Origin of the sequence: Mycobacterium sp. UM_Kg1, from assembly GCF_000972925.1 — a bacterium.
In the GTDB taxonomy this organism is placed as follows: Bacteria; Actinomycetota; Actinomycetes; order Mycobacteriales; family Mycobacteriaceae; genus Mycobacterium; species Mycobacterium hiberniae.
In genome coordinates this window covers 1-18,299 of the sequence record NZ_JRMK01000024.1, presented here as the reverse complement: position 1 = coordinate 18,299, position 18,299 = coordinate 1, and the positions used below count along the sequence as shown (strand labels likewise).

Here is an 18,299-nt window from a genome sequence, read left to right as displayed (position 1 = left end):
AGTCGAAACTCCTTGTTTTTCTTGTCAGTACCGCTGAGCGAGACGTCTCCGGTGGGCTGCCGGCGATCCGAACAGCGACCGGTTGAGGGTGGCGCGCTTGAGGTAGACGTGGATGCCGCTCTCCCACGTGTAGCCGATGCCGCCGTGCAGTTGCAGTGCCTTGCCGACGACGTCGACGGCGGCGGCACAGGTGTAGGACTTCGCCATGGCCACCGCGGCCTCGGTGTCGGATCCGTTGCCCACCAACGCATCCACCGCGTCGTGCACCAGCGCGCGAGCCATCGAGACCTGCACCAGCATGTCGGCGCAGGCGTGCTTGACGGCCTGGAAGGAACCGATGGGGCGGCCGAACTGCTTGCGGGTCTGGGCGTAGGACACCGTCGCGGCGAGCATGGCCTCTGCCAGGCCCAGGCTGTCGCAGGCCACCGCGACGGCCGCCCGGTGGTGGGCGTCCACTGCACGCTGCGGCTCGGCGTAGCGCAGCACCGCCGAGTCGGCCACCGCGATCCCGTCGGCCGTGACGGCGGCGGCGCGGCGCGTCTGGTCGATCAGCGGCACCGGAGTGACCTCCAGGCCGGCGGCGACGACCGCGACCTGCGCTCCGGACGGCTCGGTCGCCAGCACCAGCAGCCGCTCGGCGCCCTCGACGTCGAGCACACAGTCGGCGTGCCCGCTCAACCGTCCGCGCGCATCGATGGCGAAGGACTCCCCGATGACGGTGGCGACCTGGGTGCGGCCGGCGGCGACGTCGGCGAGCAGCGTGTTGCCCGCCGTACTGGCCTGCAGGCTGTTCAGCACCCCCACCGTCAGCACCGCGCTGCCCAGGAAGGGTGTCTGCGCGGCGGCGCGGCCCAGCTCCTGACAGATCACCGCGACCTCGGCGAAGGAGGCGCCCGCACCGCCGAGCGCCTCGGCAACCTCCAGGCCCAGCCAGCCGGCGCCGGCCATGGTGGTCCAGTCGACCACGCGGTCGCGGGCCAGCAGATCAGCCGCCACGGCGCGCAGCTCGTCGTGCAGCTCGGCGAAATCGGTGGTCACGGCGCACTCGGCTCTCTGGGCAGGCCGAGGCCGCGTTCGCCGATGATGGTGCGCTGAATCTCGCTGGACCCGCCCGGGATGGTCCATTCCCAGGAGCCGATGAAATCCAGCACCCACGATCCGGATTCCCAGCCGCTGGACAGCGGCTTGTCCAGCACGGTGTGGGCGCCCACGCCGCCGATCTCGGTGCCGAAGTCGGTGAGCCGCTGCAGCAGTTCGCTGTAGACGAGCTTCACGATCGATGCGTCGGCCGGCCCCGCGGTGCCGGCTTCGGCGTCGCGCACCAGTTTGCGGCACATGCTGCGCAGTGCGGTGACCTCGGTTTCCAGCTGCGCCAGCCGGTCGGCTGTCACCGGGTCGTCGACCGGGGCGGCCTGGCGCAGCCAACGCAGACCCGCACCGCCCAGGCGTTCGGCCAGCTCAAGCATGGTCAAGCCGCGCTCGGCACCCAGCGTCGCCTGCGCCACCCGCCATCCGGTGTTCTCCGCGCCGATCAGGTTGGCCGCCGGGATGACCACCTCGTCGAGGAAGATCTCGCAGAAATGGTTGTCGCCGACGGCGTTGCGGATCGGCCGTACCTGCACCCCGGGGGTGGCCATGTCCAGCAGGAAGTACGAGATGCCCTTGCGTTTGGGTGCGTGCGGATCGGTGCGGGCCAACAGCAGGCACCACTGGGCGTAGCGGGCGCCGCTGGCCCACAGCTTCTGGCCGTTGACCACATAGTTCTCCCCGACGCGGCGCGCGGTGGTGCGCAGCGAGGCCAGGTCCGAACCCGCCTCGGGTTCGGAGAAGCCCTGCACCCAGATCTCGCCGTCGAGTATCGCGGGCAGATGGCGGCGGCGCTGCTCCTCGGTGCCCGCGGCCAGCAGTGTCGCCGCAGCGTGGTGGATGCCCACGAAAGCCAAAACCAACCGGGGGGCGTCGTGAGCGGCCAGTTCCTGATAGAGCACGGCCTGGTCGGCCACCGACATCCCGCCGCCCCATTCGCGCGGCCAGTGCGGGACGGCGAACCCGGCGCTGTGCAGGGTGGCGAACCAGGCGCGCTGGAAGTCGACGAATTCCCGCTCGCTCACCCCGGTCTGGGCGCGCCGCCAGTCGGCCGGGATGTTGTCGCGGCACCACTGCCGCACCCGGAGCCGGAATTCGGTCGTGGCTGAACCGCCGGTCATCGCCGGGCCGCCCGCTCCGCGAAGGCGAGCAGGCGCTGCCGGTGTTCGGCGGTCTTCATGGTGGCCACTTCCGCGGCGAACCCGGCCTGCAGCGGCCCGCCCAGCACCTGCGACAGGTACATGTTGACCACGCGCTTGGTGCCCTGCAGCGCTTCGGGAGGCTGGGCGGCCAGCCGGGCCGCCAGCTGATGGGCCTGCGGCAGCAGTTCCTCGGGCGCCACCGCGCGACTGGCCAGACCGAGCTCGACGGCGGTGGCCGCATCGATGCGATCACCGGTGTAGAGGTATTCGCGGGACCGCAGGATCGGGGTGATCAGGGGCCACAGTGCGGCGCCGCCGTCGCCGGCGACCAGCCCGACCGCCACGTGCGGGTCGGCCAGATACGCGGTCTGGGCGATCAACACGATGTCGCAGAGCACCGCGACGCTGCAGCCCAACCCGACTGCCGGACCGTTGACGGCGGCGATGACCGGCAGCGGGAAGCGCAGCATCTCCTCGATGATCTGCGCCCCTTCGCGGATGCTCTCGTCGCGGGCCGATTCGTCGTCGAGGAACGTGGTGATCCAGCCCAGGTCGCCGCCGGCGGAGAACGCGCGCCCGGCTCCGGTCAGCACCACGACGCGGATCGTCTTGTCGGCGGCCAGCTGGCGCCACACATTGGCCAGGCCCCAGTGCAGGTCGGCGTTGACGCTGTTGAGCTCATCGGGCCGGTTGAGCGTGACGGTCCGGACCGGCCCGTCTCCGGTGACCGTGATCTCCTGCGGCAGATCGTATTTCATGAGTACAGTCCCGTCAGCCCGGTACGCGGAGCGCGGCGGGCCAGCCGGTCGCGGGTCGCCGCCAGCCCCCAGGGCAGGCGCCGCAGCGGCTGGCTGTAGCGCGACAGCCACGACAGCGCGGTCTCGTCGCAGAATCCGACGGCACCGTGCAGCTGGTGGCACACCCGGAACACCACGTCGGCGGCCTCCAGCGCCGCCGAACGCAGCGCCAGCGCGTCATCGATGGCTTCGGGGCGCCCGGTCGCGATACTCCACAGCGCGTATTTGGCCAGCATGTCCAGCCCGGCGCGCTCCACCTCGGCGTCGGTGAGCTGAAACTGAACGCCCTGAAACTTCGCGAGCGCCTGACCGAACTGCTCGCGCAGTCCGACGTGGGAAATGGTGAGATCCATTGCCCGGTCCAGCATTCCCAGCAAGGCCCAGCACGGCAGCGTCAGTGCCAGGGCGATGTCGCCGGCGCCGTCGGTGTCGACTTCGGCCAGGGTCAGCTCGGCCACCAGGGCCGGCCGGGTCTGCGACTGGGCCACCACGGTGCTGCGAACGCCGGCCAACGTGACCGCCGCCCAGCGCTTGGTCAGTCCCGCCACCGGTCCGGACGGCAGATGCTCGGCCACCACGATCAGCCCGTCGACGTCGAGATCCTCGGGTGCGGAGAGACATTCGGCCACCGGGTACGGCAGCGCCCAGTACCCGGCGCTGCGGCACAGGGCGGCGGCGGCCTCGAGTTCGGCGGCATCGGCGCGGGGCTTGAGCTCGGCTGCCCCCAGCTCACGCAGAATCGGGCCGACCAGGTGCTCCCGGCTGCCCGGGTCGGCGTCGGCGCGCAGCACCAACTCGTCGCCGCCGGCGGCTTCAAAGGCGCGGCGCGCCGCCCGCCCGTACTCGCACGCTTCGCTGCCCAGTTCCAGGTTCATCGCGGCGCCGCCAGCAGGGCACGCGACAACAGGATGCGTTGCATCTCGATGCTTCCCGACGACACGGTGGCCGCCTGCGAATAGCGCCAATGGTCTTCCACCTCGGCACGGAACCACCGCGCCTGCGGGTCGTCGGGCGTTTCGGCGGCGATCTCCATCAGCACTTCCGCACTCTCGTGATCCAGCCGAGTGACCGCGATCCGGTAGGCGGCGGCATCACCGGGCGCTACCTGGCCCCCGGCTTGCAAGGCCACCACGCGGTAGGCCATCAGCCGGGCACGCCGGCAATGGGTGAGCATGCGCACCCACCGGGCGATCAGCTCTGCCGGCAGGGCGTCCCAGCGCGCGCCCAGCACGTGTGGCGCTGCGGCCAGCAGTCGTTCGCAGCGGGCGTAGCGGGCGATGCCGACCCGCTCGAAAGCCATCACGTCGGCCACGATCGACCAGCCGGCGTCGACCTGGCCGAGCACATCGGCGTCGGTGACGCGCAGATTGTCGAAGAACACCTCGTTGAGATGGTGCGGGCCCATCATGGTGCCCAGCGGACGAACGGTGATCGCGGGGTCGTCCATCGGAACCAGGAACACCGTCAGGCCCTGCTGTTTTTTGGTGACGGACCCTTCCCCGACACGGGTGGTGCGCACCAGCAGGAAGCACCACTGCGCCATGGTCGCGTATGAGGTCCAGATCTTCTGGCCGTTGATCAGCCAGCCGTCCGCGTCACGGCGGGCGTAGGTGCGCAGCGAAGCCAGATCGGAACCGGCTTCGGGCTCGGAGAACCCCTGGCACCAGATCACCTCCCCCGCGGCGATCGGCGGCAGGTGCCGGTGCTGTTGTTCGGGGGTGCCATGCCGCATGAGGATCGGGCCGACCCAGTTCACCCCCATGTACTGCGCGCCGCGCGGCTCGTGGTGCGCCCACATCTCCTCACGCACCACGGTCTGCTCCCACACCGAGGCGTCGGCACCGCCGAACTGCGCCGGCCACGACAGGCACAGCAGCCCCTGCTCGGCCAGCAGCCCGCAGAACCGTTGCGCCGCAGCAAGGTCCGCGGGGTCATCGGTGAATGCGCCCGGGAACTGCTCGGGCATCTCCTGGCGGATCAGGTCACGCAGCCGGGCCCGCAGCTCGCCGGCCTGCGGACCCATGGCGAAGTCCAGGGTCATGCGCTGTCCTGCCCGAGACCCAGTTCGGCGAAGATCTCCGCGGTGTGCGCCCCCAGTTCCGGTGCGCCGCCGGCGACTTTGCCCGGCGTACGCGACAGCCAGGTCGGCACCCCGGGGAAACGGACCGGGCCGTTCGGGGTGGCCACGGTTTCGAACAGGCCCACGGCGTTGAGGTGCGGATCGTCGAACAAAGCACCGGGGGAATTCAGCGGGGCGGCGGGAATCTCCAACTCCTCGAAGAGCGCCAGCCATTGCGCGGTGGTGCGTTCTTTCATGGTTTGCGCCACCAGCCCGTACACGGTGTCGATCTGCTGGGCCCGCTGGGCCAAGGTGGCGTACTGCTCGCCGGCCCAGGCGGGCTGCACGGCGGCGATGAAGGCGTTCCAGTGTTTGTCGTTGTAGATCAGCGCGGCGATCCGGCCGTCGCTGGTGGCATAGGGCCGCCGGTTGGGGGCCACCGTGCGCGGGTAGACGGCCGGACCCAACGGCGGGTCGAACATCGCGCCGTTGGCGTGTTCGACGAGCATGAACGAGGCCATGGTCTCGAACATCGCGACTTCGACCTCTTGGCCCTGGCCGGTTCGTTCGCGGTGGAACAGCGCCATCATGGTGGCGTAGAGGGCCGTCAGCCCGGCGATCTTGTCGGCGATGATGGTGCCGACGTAGTCGGCCCGTCCGGTGAGCTGCTCTTGAACGGCAGGCAGACCGCATTCGGCCTGAATGGTGTCGTCGTAGGCCGGGCGATCCGCGGCCGGGCCGCGGCGGCCGTAGCCGTAGCAGTTGGTGTAGACGATGCCGGGGTTGTGTGCGGTGACGTCGTCGTAGCCCAGGCCCAGCTTCGCGATCGCTTTGGCCCGCATCGAGTGGATGAACACGTCCGCGCCGCCGATCAGCGCGGTGATCGCCGCGTGCCCCGCCGTCGAGCGCAGATCCAGCACGATGCTGCGTTTTCCGCGGTTGACGTTGACGAACACACCACTCATGTCCGGTGCCGGCCCGGCGGAGATGTAGCGGGTGGCGTCCCCCTCGGGCGGCTCGATCTTGATGACGTCGGCGCCCATGTCGGCCATGATCTGCGTGCAGTACGGGCCCATCACCATGGTCGTCAGATCGACCACGCGCACGCCGCGCAGCGGGCCGCCCACCGCAGCCTGGCCGGCGTCGGCTGCCGTCATTTGTTCGGACAAAATACTCCGTTCTGCGTATTGCAGAACACTATTCCGCAGGGCTTATTCACGCGTCAAGGCCGAGAATCCGGTCCCCTGCGGGCTATTGTCTGGACTAACGGAGCTTGCTAACGTCCGGAGTCATGACCGCCGCCCTGCCGTGCCCGCGCGAGGTGATCGGAACGCCCACGGTGGCGCCCGGCTGGCGCCTGGAGCGGATCACCGAACCGAGTCGGCTCTTCGGCGCCAACGGGTTGCGGACCGGCCCCGACGGCCGGGTCTACGTCGCGCAGGTCACCGGCAGCCAGATCAGTGCCCTGGACGTGTCCACCGACGAGCTGACGGTGGTCAGTGCGCGCGGCGGCGATGTCGTCGCACCCGACGATGTCGCGTTCGACGCCGACGGGATCCTGTATGCCACCGAGGTGATGGACGCGCGGGTCAGTGCGCTCGACCCGTCGGGCCGCAGCCGCATCCTGCGCGACGACCTGCCCTGCGCCAACGGGATCACGGTGTATCGCGACCGGCTGTTCGTCGGGGAATGCCGCGAGGGCGGGCGCCTGATGGAACTCGACCGCGGCACCGGGGCGCAACGCATCCTGGCCGAGAACCTCCCGTCGCCCAACGCCATGGAGGTGGGGCCGGACGGCCTGCTGTATTTCCCGGTGATGACGGCCAACGAGATCTGGCGGATCGACCCGTCTGCCGCCGGCGCCACGCCGCAGCGGGTCGCCGCCGATCTGGGCGTTCCGGACTCGGTGAAGTTCGACGCCGAGGGCTGCATCGTCTCCACCCAGGCCGCCAGCGGACAGGTACTGCGCATCGATCCGCGCACCGGCGAGCGCACCGTGCTGGCGCAGCTGCAACCCGGCCTGGACAACTGCACCTTCGTCGACGGGCGGCTGTTCGTCTCCAACTTCAGCGGCGAGATCACCGAGATCTCCGGGGCCGGCCAGACCCGTACCGTGCTGCCCGGCGGATTGAACTGGCCGCTGGACCTGACCGTGGACGCCGCCGGGCGGCTCTATGTCGCCGACGGCACCTACTTCTACGCCGTCTCGCCGAGCGGCCGCCTGGAAACCCAGGGCATGCTGTTCAGTCCCGGCTATCCCGGCTTCGTGCGCGGCGTGACCGCGACCGGCCCCGGCGAGTTCGTCGTCACCACCTCCGGCGGGCAGGTCGCGCGCTACCAGCCGGCGCAGTCGTCCAGCGAGGTGCTCGCCGACGGATTCGATCAGCTCTACGGGGTGGCGGCGGGACCGGCCGGGGGGGCGGTCACCGAGTTCGGCACCGGACGGGTGCTGGGCGTGCGCGCCGGCTCGCACGAGGTGCTGGCGAGCGGGCTGGCCGGACCCGTCGGCATCGATACCACCGACGACGGCGCCTACCTGGTGGCCGAGTCCGGCGCCGGGCGGGTGGTCCGGGTCGACGGCTCGCAGCATCAGACCGTGGTGGACGAACTCGTTCGGCCGCAGGGGATCGCGCGGGCCGGCCGCACGCTGTATGTGGTCGACGCCGGACGCCGGCAGGTGCTGGCCGTCGACCTCGGCACCGGAGCACGCCAGGTGATCGCCGAGGGGCTGCCGATCGGGCCACCGCCGGGTGTCACGCCCAAACCGCTCAACGGCATGCCTCCGTTCTCCGGCCCGCAGGGGCCCTTCGCCGGCATCACCCGCCGGCCCGACGGCACCCTGTTCGTCTCGGCCGACGGCGACGGCAGCGTGCTGGCCCTGCACCCGGTCGGCCCGTGACCGATCACCGCTACCTGCGGGTCGCACGGGTGTTGCGTAAGGAGATCGCCGACGGCGTCTACCCCATCGGGTCGCAACTGCCCACCGAACATGAGCTGTGCGAGCGGTTCTCCGTCAGCCGCTACACCGTACGCGAAGCGCTGCGCCGGCTGCGGGAGGACAACCTGGTGGTCTCGCGCCCCCGCGCGGGCACCGTGGTCATCCCCCGCGCCGCCACCAACCGCTACGCCCAGGACGTGATGTCGATCGACGACCTGGTGGCCTTCGCCGCCGGCGCGGAATTCGAGATCGACTCCAATGCGATGCTCACCCTGGACGCCGAGACCGCCGCGCGCACCGGTCTGCCCGCGGGCACCGAGTGGCTGGCCGTGCGCGGCAACCGCCGTACCGCGGGGCATGCCGCACCGATCTGCCGCACCGAGTACTACATCAACCGGACCTTCGCCGGGGTCGGCCGACTGCTGCAGCGGCACACCGGGCCGATCTTCCCGCTGATCGAGGACGTGTTCGGGGTCAGCGTCGTCGAAGTGCGCCAGCACATCCGCGCGGTGATCATCACCCCCGAACTGGCAACCGCACTGGCCGTCGCCCCCGGCACCGCCGGGCTGCAGATGCAACGCCGCTACACCACCTCCGAAGGCGAGATCGCCCAGGTGACGGTGAACACCCATGCCGGCGACGACTACCGGTACTCCATGACGCTGCACCGGGTGACCGAGCCGAGCGGCCCGTGACCGTCCGCAGCACCGCCGAGCGCGCCGCCGCGGCATACGCGGCGGGCCTGTGGGTCTCGACCACCCTGGCCGACCGGCTGCGCGATGCCGCCGAGCGGGATCCCGACCGGGTGTTGCTCGTCGACGGCGACATCCGGCTGCGCTGTGGGCAACTGCAGCGCCAGGCGACCCAGCTGGCCGGGGCGATGCTCGAGCGGATGCCGAGCGGCAGTGTGGTGTCGTTCATGCTGCCGAACTGGCATGAAGCGGCCGTGGTGTACCTGGCCGCGACCCTGGCGGGGATGGTGGTCAACCCCATCCTGCCGTCGTTGCGCGACACGGACCTGAGGTTCGTCCTGGCCGATTCGGGCAGCCGAATGCTTTTTGCCCCCGACCATTTCCGCGGCCACGACTACGCCGCGATGCTGAACCGGGTGACCGCGGGGCTCACCGAGGCACCCGAAGTGGTGCTGGTCCGCGGCTCGGCCGCCCCGCACACCGGCTACCGCACGCTGATCGACCGTTCGCAGCCACCGGCCGCCCTGCCCGCGGTGGACCCCGACGCGATCCGCCTGCTGCTCTACACCTCCGGCACCACCGGCCGGCCGAAAGGTGTTTTGCACAGTCATAATTCGATCAACGCCCTGATCAGCCAGCTGGGCCGGCACTGGCTGGTGACGCCCGGCGACCGGTTCCTGGTGCCCTCCCCCATCGCGCACATCGGCGGATCGATCTATGCGTTCGAGGCCCCCCTGCTGCTCGGCACCACCGCCGTGCTGATGGACACCTGGGACCCCGCCGCGGCGGTATCGCTCATGCTCGCCGAGCGCTGCACGCACATGGCGGGGGCCACACCGTTTCTGGTCCAGCTGCTGGCCGCCGCGCGCGACGCCGGAACTCACCTGCCCGATCTCAAGCTGTTCGTCTGCGGCGGCGCCTCCGTTGCGTCGTCGTTGATCCGCGAGGCGGCCGACTACTTCCGCACCGCCACCGTCACCCGGGTGTATGGATCCAGCGAGGTACCGGTCAGCACGGTCGGATCGATCGGCCGACAACACCTTTCCCACGCCGCCGAGACCGACGGCCGGCCCGGGATCGCCGACATCAAGCTGGTCTCGCACCCCGGCACACCGGCCGGCGAGGCCGAGATCTACGTCCGCGGGCCGCAGATGTTCTGCGGCTACCTGCACCCCGAGGACGACCGCGACTGCTTTGATGCGCAGGGTTACTTCGCCACCGGTGATCTCGGCCGGTGGGTCGACGGCGACCACCTGGTGGTCACCGGCCGGGTCAAGGACGTGATCATCCGCAACGGCGAGAACATCTCCGCGCGCGAGGTGGAGGACATCCTCATCGACCACCCGCAGATCGCCGAGGTCGCCGTGGTGGGGATACCCGATGCGCGGACCGGGGAACGTGCCTGCGCGGTGATCGTTGCGGCCGGCGAGCCGGCGCCGGCAGTCGGCGACCTGCGCGCCATGCTGACCGAACGCGGCATCGCGCTGTTCAAAGCCCCCGAGCAGGTGGTCGTCTGGAACGAACTGCCCAAAAACGACGCCGGCAAGGTTCTCAAACAACAGATCCGGGCGCAGCTGACCCGGACGGAGGTAGGCGGGTAGATCATGCGGGTAGCGATCGTGACCGGAGCCAGCAGCGGAATCGGATTCGGCTGCGCGACAAAGCTGGCCGAGTCCGGCATGGCGGTACTGGCCACCGGCCGCGATGAGCGGCGACTGGCCGGGTTGGCGGCCGGCCTCCAAGACGCCGGTGTCGAACCCGGACGCATCGCCACGGTCGCGGTGGACCTGACCGAGCCGGACGCGCCCCGGCAGATCCTCGCCGCCGCCCTGTCCCGCTGGGACCGGGTGGACTACCTGATCAACAACGCCGGGGTCGGCAGTCCCAAGCCGCTGCACGAGACCGACGACGAGACGCTGGACCACTTCCTGAACCTGATGCTGCGAGCGCCCTTCCGCCTGACGCGTGAAGTGCTGCCCCATCTGGGACCCGGTTCGGCGATCATCAACATCACCTCGACCTTTGCCGTGGTGGGCGGATTGCGGGGCGGGGCCTACTCTGCCGCCAAAGGCGGCTTGACCGCGCTGACCACCCACCTGGCCTGCCAGTACGGGCCCCAGGGCATCCGGTGCAACGCGGTCGCCCCCGGGGTCACCGTTACACCGATGGTCGAACAACGCCTTGCCGACAACCGCTTTCGCAAGCTGAACACCGAGATGACGCCGTATCCGCGGTTGGGCCGGGTGGACGACATCGCCGGCACCGTGGCCTTCCTGTGCTCGGAGGCGGGCTCGTTCATCAACGGCCAGACCATCGTGGTCGACGGCGGCTGGAGCGCGACCAAATACCTGTCCGACTTCGGTCTCGACTCCGACTGGGTGCAACCGTGAACCTGTTCGCACTGCTGGATCAGGCGGCGGCCCGGTTCGGCGATCGGGGCGCGGTGTTCCACGGTGAGCGGCTGGTGCACACCTGGAGCGAGCTGGCCGAACGCGCCCGGCGGATGGCGACGTCGCTGGGCCGGCTGTCCGGCCCGGGGGCGCGCATCGCGATCGCCAGCGAGAACCGGCCGGAGATCATCGAGCTGATGTTCGCCACCTGGGCGGCCGGTCACGTCGTGGTGCCCCTGAATTACAAGCTGCATCCGCGGGAGATGGCGCAGATCATCGACGATGCCGGCGCGGCGCTGGTCTTCGCGTCCCCGACACTCGCCCCGGGACTCACGGCGGCGGTCGGGGCACCCGTGGAGACCATCGGCGGCGCCGCCTATCGGGACCGATTCGCCGGACCGCCGGCCGACACCGCGGACCCGGATCCCTCCCGGCTGGCGTGGCTGTTCTACACCAGCGGCACCACGGGACGCTCGAAGGGCGCCATGCTGACCCACCGCAACCTGATGGCGATGACGGTGGCACATCTGGCCGACCTCGACGACCCGGACGCCGGGTGCAGCCTGATCCACGGTGCGCCGATGTCGCACGGATCGGGCCTCTACATCGCGCCCTATGTGCTGCGCGGGGCCCGCCAGGTGGTGCCGGCGTCCGGGGCGTTCGACGCCGGCGAGTTTCTGGACCTGTGCGCCCTCCATCCCGGCGCCACCGCCTTCCTGGCGCCGACCATGGTGGCCCGGCTGGTGGCAACCGGCCGGGACCGGCTGGTGGCAACCGGCCGGGACCGCCCGGCCAACCTGCGCAGCATCATCTACGGCGGCGGACCGATGTACCTCGAGGACATCAAACGGGCAATGGCCGCCTTCGGGCCGGTGTTCGCCCAGCTCTACGGCCAGGGTGAGGCGCCCATGACCATCACCGGCTTGCGGCGGGCCGAACACCTCGGCGACGACGCCGTCCTGGGCTCGGTCGGCTGGCCGCGTTCGGGCGTCGAGGTCGCGGTGCTGCGCGACGACGGCAGCCGGGCCCCGGCCGGCGAGGTCGGCGAGATCGTCTGCCGCGGCGATGTCGTCATGGGCGGCTACTGGAACAACCCGGACGCCACCGCCGAGGCGCTGCGCGACGGCTGGTTGTTCACCGGGGACCGGGGCTCCTTCGACGCCCGCGGCTTCCTGACCCTGCGGGACCGCTCCAAGGACGTGGTGATCAGCGGCGGCAGCAACATCTACCCGCGCGAAGTCGAGGAGGCGCTGCTGAGCCACCCCGGCGTCGTCGAGACCGCGGTGGTGGGCGCACCCGACCCCGAGTGGGGCGAGATCGTGGTCGCCTTCATCGTCGGCGACGCGTCCGTCGCCGAATTGGACAGTCACCTGCTGGAACGCATCGCGCGGTTCAAGCGCCCCAAGCGCTACGAGTTCGTCGACACGCTGCCCAAGAACAGCTACGGAAAAGTGCTCAAACGCCGGCTGCGCTGCCAACTGGGGTGAGACGGGCGTCGGTGTGCCGCCGCCGCACCACCGCTCGGCCTCCGCGAGCTGCTGCGGTGGTCACTCCTCGGGAGCGGTTGCGTTCTCCCCGTGCGGTGGTGGTGACGAACTCGAACTCGCGCAACAGGGTACGCAGCGTCACCAACATCTCCATGTTGGCGAATGCCGCACCCACACAACGGTTCACCCCGCCGCCGTAGGGAACCCAGAAGGTGGTGTCGGGCGGGTTGCCCACGAACCGGTCCGGATTGAACAGCTCAGGATCGTCGTAATGCTGCTGCGAGAGGTGCAGCATCCGGAAGGGCACCACCACCATGCGCCCTTCGGGGATCACCCACGGCCCCAGTCTGATCCGCGCGTGGGTGAGGCGCCCGGTTCCCTCGACCACCGGACGGGTCCGCTGCACTTCCCACACCACCGCCTGCAGCAGCTCCGAACCGCCGGCATCGGCCTCTACCACCAGGCGCCCCAACAGGTCCGGATGACGGCGAATGCGCTCCACCGCCCACGCCAGCGTGGTCGCCGTCGTCTCGTGGCCCGCAGCCAGCAGGGTCAGCAACTCGTCGGCGATGTGCGCGTCGCTGATGGGTTCCCCATCGTCGTAGCGCGCCGCCAACAGCAGCGACAGCACATCCGTGCGCTCCGCGAAATCGGGGTCCTGGCGCGCCGTGGCGATCAGTCTCGCGATCAACGCGTCGTATCGCCGCCGGTAGAAGGCGTAGCGCCCCCCGGGGCTGAGCGGACCGTAGTCGCGGCGGATCCGTGGCGGCAGTACCGCCAGTCGTGACCCCAGTTCCACCAGTGCGGGCAGGATCTGGCGCAGTTCGTCGAACTCGGCTCCCTCAGCGCCGAAGACCGCCCGCAGGACCACGTTGAGGGTGATGCGCATCATCGACGGCTGGGTGGCGAACTCGCGCCCTTCGGGCCAGGTCGCGACCTCGCGTAGCGCCTCCTGCTCGACGATCGACTCATATCCGGCCATCCGTTTGCCGTGGAACGGCGGTACCAGCAGCTTGCGCCGGCGAAGGTGCTCGGCGCCCGCCAGGCTGAATGTCGATCCCGGTCCCAGCACCGCCCCCAGATTGTTGGCCCGGGCCGCCAGGTCGCTGCTGGTGGTGAACAGGTTCTTCGCCAACGCCGGGTCGCTGATCACCACCGCGCGTCCGACGACCGGCAGGCGCACCGTGAACGCACCGCGGTAGCGGCGTTGCACCGCCCGAAAGGCGCCTTTGCGGCCGAAAAGGAAGAGCAGCGCCGTCAACAGTGCCGGGATCGGCACCACCGGTGGCAGCAGCACCGGATCACTAGTCTTCTCGGCCACGCCAACACCTTTCGAACACCCCGCGGTACATGCGCGTACCACGTTGCCGCACGGTGCCGACCGGCTCAACCCTTAGATTCCCCGAGAACAAAAGCACCAGGCCGTCTCGGCGCTGGACCGCTAGGTGACCTGCGACTTCATCTGGTCAAGGTTCACCAGAATCGGCCATCCGCACACCGAGAGCGCATTGCCGTGACCGGTTTCGTGGATGTCGAACGCGGACTGGATCGCCGAATGGAAGCCCTGCACGTCCAGGGTCTGGTTGACCGCCCGTTTGGCCTGCCGCAGCGCGAACGACGGCATGGTGGCGATGTGCGCGGCGAGTTGGCGGGTCTCGGCGTCCAGCTGCTCGCGCGGGACCACCCGGTTGACCATGCCGGTGCGCTCGGCCTCCTGGGCGGTCATCGCCCTGCCGGTGAACAACATCTCCTTGGCCTTGCGCGGCCCCAATTCCCAGGTATGCCCGTGGTATTCGACGCCGCCGATACCCATGAGCACCACCGGGTCGGAGAATTGGGCGTCGTCGGCGGCGATGATCAGATCGCACGGCCAGCACAGCATGAGACCCCCGGAGATGCACCGGCCCTGAACCGCGGCGATCGACGGTTTTGGCACATTGCGCCAGCGCAACGTGTACTCCAGGTACCGCTTGCACTCGTGCTTGTAGATGAACTCCAGGGTGATCTTGTCTGGCACCGGTCCGCCGCCCTTGATGTCGTGGCCGGCCGAGAAGTGCTTGCCGTTGGCGCGCAGGACGATGACGGCGACCTCGTCGTCGTCGGCGGCCCGCGTCCATGCCGCGTCGAGCTCGTCGAGCAGCTCGGTGTTCTGGGCGTTGGCCGCATCCGGCCGGTTCAGGGTGATGGTCGCGATCTTCTCGGCGACCTCATAGTCGATGTACATCAGCGCCCTTCGTCAGCGGAGCCGGGACGCGGCGGTCGCCGGCGGTGCGGTGGGGGTGTCACCGAGTCACGCACCGGGCCGCGGTGCCGTGGACCGGGTGAGCGAGAAGCGACTTCTCCTTTTCGGAAAGTTACCATCTTCGTTATAGCTACGGCAGCGCTGCGACAGCCGACGTGGCTGCGCCGTTATTTCCGGTAGGGTGCATGCGTGTTCTCCCAAAAAGGCAACAGCTGGAGCCGCTGGTGAGTAACCCGGAAGAAGAGCCCGTCTGGAAGCAGCGGGCGGTCGAGCGGTCGATCAAGACCGCACGGTTGCGGGCCGCCCAGCGCGTTCAGCGCTTCCTGGACGCGGCCCAGGCGATCATCATCGAAAAGGGCAGCACCGACTTCACCGTGCAGGAAGTCGTCGAGCGCTCCCGGCAGTCGCTGCGCAGTTTCTATCTGCAGTTCAACGGCAAGCATGAGCTGCTGCTGGCACTGTTCGAAGACGCCCTGGTGCGCACCTCCGACCAGATCCGGGCCGCCACCGAAGGACAGACCGAGCCGCTGGAGCGGCTGAAAGTAGCCGTCGAGCTGCTCTTCGAGCTGTCCCGGCCGGACCCCGGCGCCAAGCGGCCGCTGTTCACCGACTTCGCGCCGCGCCTGCTGGTCTCGCACCCCACGGAGGTGCGCGTCGCGTTCACCCCGCTGCTGGCACTGCTCACCGAACTGATGGAGGCCGCCGAGGCGGCCGGCGACCTGCGCGAGGGCGTCAATGCCCGGCGCATGGCGGCGATGACCATGCAGACCGTCATGTTCGTCGCCCAGTCCAGCGCCGAATCCGACGACCCGGCGGCCCACCCGATCACCGCCGAAGAAGTGTGGGACTTCTGCGCCCACGGCATCGCCAAGTAGCCGGCCCCGGATAGCCGCCCGGGCGGCGGCGCCTGCGCGCACCCGCGGCAGGCGCTGACACACCGGGCCGATCCCGGCGGTTGCCGCTGGCCCGGCGCCCCTGAGCCGCCCTCCCACCTCGCCACTCACGGACTTCACCTTCCCTCGCAGTAGGCACGTATGCTCTAATCGAGAATGTGATTTCCGTGCGATGTGTGACTGGTCAGCGGCCCGGTGGCAGCGGTGCGTAAGCCCCTGGCCCCGGACGTCACCAACTGGCCGGACGAGAATCTGGCCCTGATCGGCAGCCGGTGCGCGCAGTGCGAGGCGACGGTCTGGCCCCGCCAAGACCACTGCCCACGCTGCAGCGGCCCGCAGATGCGCGATGTGTTGCTGCCCCGCCAGGGCACGCTGGAGGCCTGGACCACCCAGGGCTTCGTGCCGAAGCTGCCCTACGCCGGTGGCGAGACCGCCGAGGGCTTCACCCCGTACGGGGTAGGGCTGGTCCGACTCGGCGACGTGGTTCAGGTCGAGGCTCGTCTGACCGAATCCGATCCGGCGAAGCTGCGATTCGGCATGGACGTCGAACTGACCATGGTGCCGTTCTATGTCGACGACGACGGAACCGAGATTCTCACCTGGGCGTTCCAGCCCGTCTAAGGAGACCTGGACAAATGACGGTAGCGAACAACGATGTGGCGATCATCGGCGTCGGGCTGCATCCCTTCGGCCGATTCGACAAGTCCGCGATGCAGATGGGCGCCGAGGCCATCCACCTCGCGCTGGCCGATGCCGGGGCCGAATGGCGCGACATCCAGTTCGGGGTCGGCGGCAGCTATGAGATCTCCAATCCCGATGCGGTGACGCGGCTGGTCGGTCTCACCGGCATCCCGTTCACCAACGTGTTCAACGCCTGCGCCACCGCGGCCACCGCCACCCAGGTCTGCGCCGACAACATCCGCTCGGGCAAGTACGACATCGGCATTGCGATCGGCATGGACAAGCACCCCCGCGGGGCGTTCACCGACGACCCGGCCAAGCTGGCACTGCCGGCCTGGTATGCCGAGAACGGGCAGTTCGTCACCACCAAGTTCTTCGGCATGAAGGCCAACCGCTACCTGCATGACCACGGCATCTCCCAGCGGACGCTGGCCAAAGTCGCCGCCAAGAACTTCCGCAACGGAGCGTTGAACCCCAACGCCTTTCGCCGCAAGCCGATGTCCGAGGACTCCATCCTCGACTCGCCGGCGCTGAACTACCCCCTTACCCAGTTCATGTTCTGCGCACCCGACGAAGGTGCGGCCGCGGTGGTGATGTGCCGCGCCGACATCGCCCACCGCTTCAGCGGTAAACCGGTGTACCTGCAGGCCACCGAGATCCGTACCCGCCGCTACGGCGCCTACGAGGTGCACGCCACCTCCGCCCCCATCGAAGAAGATGTGGCCCCCACCGTGTACGCCGCCCGTGCCGCCTTCGAAAAGTCCGGCGTGGCACCCGAAGACGTCGATGTCATCCAACTGCAGGACACCGACGCCGGCGCCGAGATCATCCACATGGCCGAGTGCGGCTTCTGCGCCGACGGCGACCAGGAGAAACTGCTGGCCGACGGCGCGACCGAGATCACCGGGACACTGCCGGTCAACACCGACGGCGGGCTGATCGCCAACGGCGAGCCGATCGGCGCCTCCGGGCTGCGCCAGATCCACGAACTGGTGCGCCAATTGCGCGGCGAGGCCGGCGACCGCCAGGTTCCCGGGGGCCCGAAGGTGGGCTTCGCGCAGGTGTACGGCGCGCCGGGTACCGCCTCGGCATCGATTCTCACCGTCTGATGAGGTCGTTAGTCCTTGGTAGGCAGGGAGTGATCAGTTCGATCCTTCCGCCGAAGTGTCGGTGTCCGTTCCTATCCTCAATTAACGATGACTACAGCAGACGACCGACCTGACTCCCTTGTCGGAGCACTGAGCAAAGCTCGCATTCCAGCGGAGAATCACGGGTTCATCGAACGGGTTACTACGGCCGTCGGGATAGCTCGATATCAGGCGGTGACGGAGGCCGACAAGCCCTATATGCGGGCCACAAGGCATGATGGCCTCCCCGATCTGCGCATCTACTACGGGTACACCAACGGGTTCGTCTCAGAAGACGAGGTGGTTCGCGTGGCGGGCAGCGGCGCCGACCGCGGGCCCAGTTCACGTAGGGGAACTTGGTACGTGGCGCATCCGACGAACCAGGTGCGTTCCGGCAACGATCGATCTCGTGACGTCCGACGCGAGGAGACGAGACTCTGCAGTACTTGCTTCTTACAGTTGCCACTCACCGGCGTCTGCGACGAGTGTCGATAAAGGCTACGTGCGCCTGACGATTGCCGCGATCAAGAAGGAGCCTGACGTGAAAAATGCCAACCGGGCCATCGATGCCGTCGCCAAGACCGTAGGCGAAATCCTGGAAAAGAAGAAGTACTCGATCGACTACTACCAGCGCGAGTACAAGTGGCAATCCAAGCAACTCTCCGATCTCGTGGGACTGCTGCACGCGTAGGTGACATCTGAGTTGGCTTGCCCAGCGTGGGCAGGCTGGAAGGATGTCCCCATGGCAAGGCCCTACCCCCGTGA

Annotated in this window: 17 protein-coding genes; 9 read left to right on the top strand and 8 right to left on the bottom strand. The window is 69.1% G+C overall.

Annotated elements, in window-relative coordinates:
* Positions 1-24: 24 nt before the first annotated feature.
* Genes LI92_RS05935 through LI92_RS05910 form a run of 6 tightly spaced genes read right to left on the bottom strand, consistent with a single transcriptional unit; the run spans position 25 to position 6,241 of the window.
* Entirely contained in the window at positions 25-1,038 is a 1,014-nt protein-coding gene (locus LI92_RS05935; protein ID WP_046317027.1) for an acyl-CoA dehydrogenase family protein, read from the bottom strand.
* Positions 1,035-2,207: an acyl-CoA dehydrogenase family protein gene (locus tag LI92_RS05930; protein ID WP_046317025.1), complete on the bottom strand. Its 1,173-nt coding sequence runs from the start codon at positions 2,205-2,207 to the stop codon at positions 1,035-1,037. The genes LI92_RS05935 and LI92_RS05930 overlap by 4 nt, the downstream gene beginning before the upstream one ends.
* Positions 2,204-2,986, bottom strand: a complete 783-nt coding sequence (locus tag LI92_RS05925; RefSeq protein WP_046317023.1) for an enoyl-CoA hydratase/isomerase family protein — start codon at positions 2,984-2,986, stop codon at positions 2,204-2,206. The genes LI92_RS05930 and LI92_RS05925 overlap by 4 nt, the downstream gene beginning before the upstream one ends.
* Positions 2,983-3,900, bottom strand: coding sequence for an acyl-CoA dehydrogenase family protein (locus tag LI92_RS05920; RefSeq protein WP_046317021.1), 918 nt, complete (start codon positions 3,898-3,900; stop codon positions 2,983-2,985). The genes LI92_RS05925 and LI92_RS05920 overlap by 4 nt, the downstream gene beginning before the upstream one ends.
* Complete coding sequence (locus LI92_RS05915; RefSeq protein WP_046317019.1) at positions 3,897-5,066, bottom strand: acyl-CoA dehydrogenase family protein; 1,170 nt, start codon at positions 5,064-5,066, stop codon at positions 3,897-3,899. Before LI92_RS05915 ends, LI92_RS05920 begins: the two co-directional genes overlap by 4 nt.
* Positions 5,063-6,241 carry a CaiB/BaiF CoA transferase family protein gene (locus LI92_RS05910; protein WP_082109578.1) on the bottom strand — a complete coding sequence of 393 codons (1,179 nt, stop codon included), beginning with the start codon at positions 6,239-6,241 and terminating at the stop codon, positions 5,063-5,065. The genes LI92_RS05915 and LI92_RS05910 overlap by 4 nt, the downstream gene beginning before the upstream one ends.
* Positions 6,242-6,375: 134 nt before the next feature.
* Here LI92_RS05910 and LI92_RS05905 point away from each other — a divergent pair, with 134 nt between their 5' ends.
* Genes LI92_RS05905 through LI92_RS05885 form a run of 5 tightly spaced genes read left to right on the top strand, consistent with a single transcriptional unit; the run spans position 6,376 to position 12,591 of the window.
* Entirely contained in the window at positions 6,376-7,983 is a 1,608-nt protein-coding gene (locus LI92_RS05905) for an SMP-30/gluconolactonase/LRE family protein (RefSeq protein WP_046317017.1), read from the top strand.
* The gene (locus LI92_RS05900; RefSeq protein WP_046317015.1) at positions 7,980-8,717 is read left to right on the top strand and encodes a GntR family transcriptional regulator; all 738 of its coding nucleotides are present in this window, start codon (positions 7,980-7,982) and stop codon (positions 8,715-8,717) included. The genes LI92_RS05905 and LI92_RS05900 overlap by 4 nt, the downstream gene beginning before the upstream one ends.
* A complete protein-coding gene (locus tag LI92_RS05895; protein ID WP_046317013.1) occupies positions 8,714-10,315 on the top strand; it encodes an AMP-binding protein in 1,602 nt (533 codons plus the stop codon). The genes LI92_RS05900 and LI92_RS05895 overlap by 4 nt, the downstream gene beginning before the upstream one ends.
* A gap of 3 nt (positions 10,316-10,318) precedes the next feature.
* The gene (locus LI92_RS05890; protein ID WP_046317011.1) at positions 10,319-11,104 is read left to right on the top strand and encodes an SDR family NAD(P)-dependent oxidoreductase; all 786 of its coding nucleotides are present in this window, start codon (positions 10,319-10,321) and stop codon (positions 11,102-11,104) included.
* The gene (locus tag LI92_RS05885) at positions 11,101-12,591 is read left to right on the top strand and encodes an AMP-binding protein (RefSeq protein WP_046317009.1); all 1,491 of its coding nucleotides are present in this window, start codon (positions 11,101-11,103) and stop codon (positions 12,589-12,591) included. The genes LI92_RS05890 and LI92_RS05885 overlap by 4 nt, the downstream gene beginning before the upstream one ends.
* Here the strand turns inward: LI92_RS05885 and LI92_RS05880 are convergent.
* Together LI92_RS05880 and LI92_RS05875 are read right to left on the bottom strand one after the other, a co-directional pair.
* A complete protein-coding gene (locus tag LI92_RS05880; protein ID WP_046317006.1) occupies positions 12,560-13,912 on the bottom strand; it encodes a cytochrome P450 in 1,353 nt (450 codons plus the stop codon). The two genes, LI92_RS05885 and LI92_RS05880, sit on opposite strands and share 32 nt — an antisense overlap.
* Positions 13,913-14,032: 120 nt before the next feature.
* The gene (locus tag LI92_RS05875) at positions 14,033-14,815 is read right to left on the bottom strand and encodes an enoyl-CoA hydratase (RefSeq protein ID WP_046317004.1); all 783 of its coding nucleotides are present in this window, start codon (positions 14,813-14,815) and stop codon (positions 14,033-14,035) included.
* A 203-nt stretch (positions 14,816-15,018) separates the two neighbouring features.
* Between LI92_RS05875 and LI92_RS05870 the strand changes: the two genes are divergently transcribed.
* The 4 genes from LI92_RS05870 to LI92_RS23665 all read left to right on the top strand — a co-directional run bounded on the left by LI92_RS05870 (position 15,019) and on the right by LI92_RS23665 (position 18,225).
* The gene (locus LI92_RS05870; protein ID WP_082109577.1) at positions 15,019-15,708 is read left to right on the top strand and encodes a TetR/AcrR family transcriptional regulator; all 690 of its coding nucleotides are present in this window, start codon (positions 15,019-15,021) and stop codon (positions 15,706-15,708) included.
* 222 nt (positions 15,709-15,930) lie between these two features.
* A complete protein-coding gene (locus tag LI92_RS05865) occupies positions 15,931-16,347 on the top strand; it encodes a Zn-ribbon domain-containing OB-fold protein (RefSeq protein ID WP_046317062.1) in 417 nt (138 codons plus the stop codon).
* Positions 16,348-16,361: 14 nt separating this feature from the next.
* Entirely contained in the window at positions 16,362-17,516 is a 1,155-nt protein-coding gene (locus tag LI92_RS05860; protein ID WP_046317000.1) for a thiolase family protein, read from the top strand.
* A 559-nt stretch (positions 17,517-18,075) separates the two neighbouring features.
* Positions 18,076-18,225, top strand: coding sequence for a hypothetical protein (locus tag LI92_RS23665; protein ID WP_192829989.1), 150 nt, complete (start codon positions 18,076-18,078; stop codon positions 18,223-18,225).
* Positions 18,226-18,299: the final 74 nt, after the last annotated feature.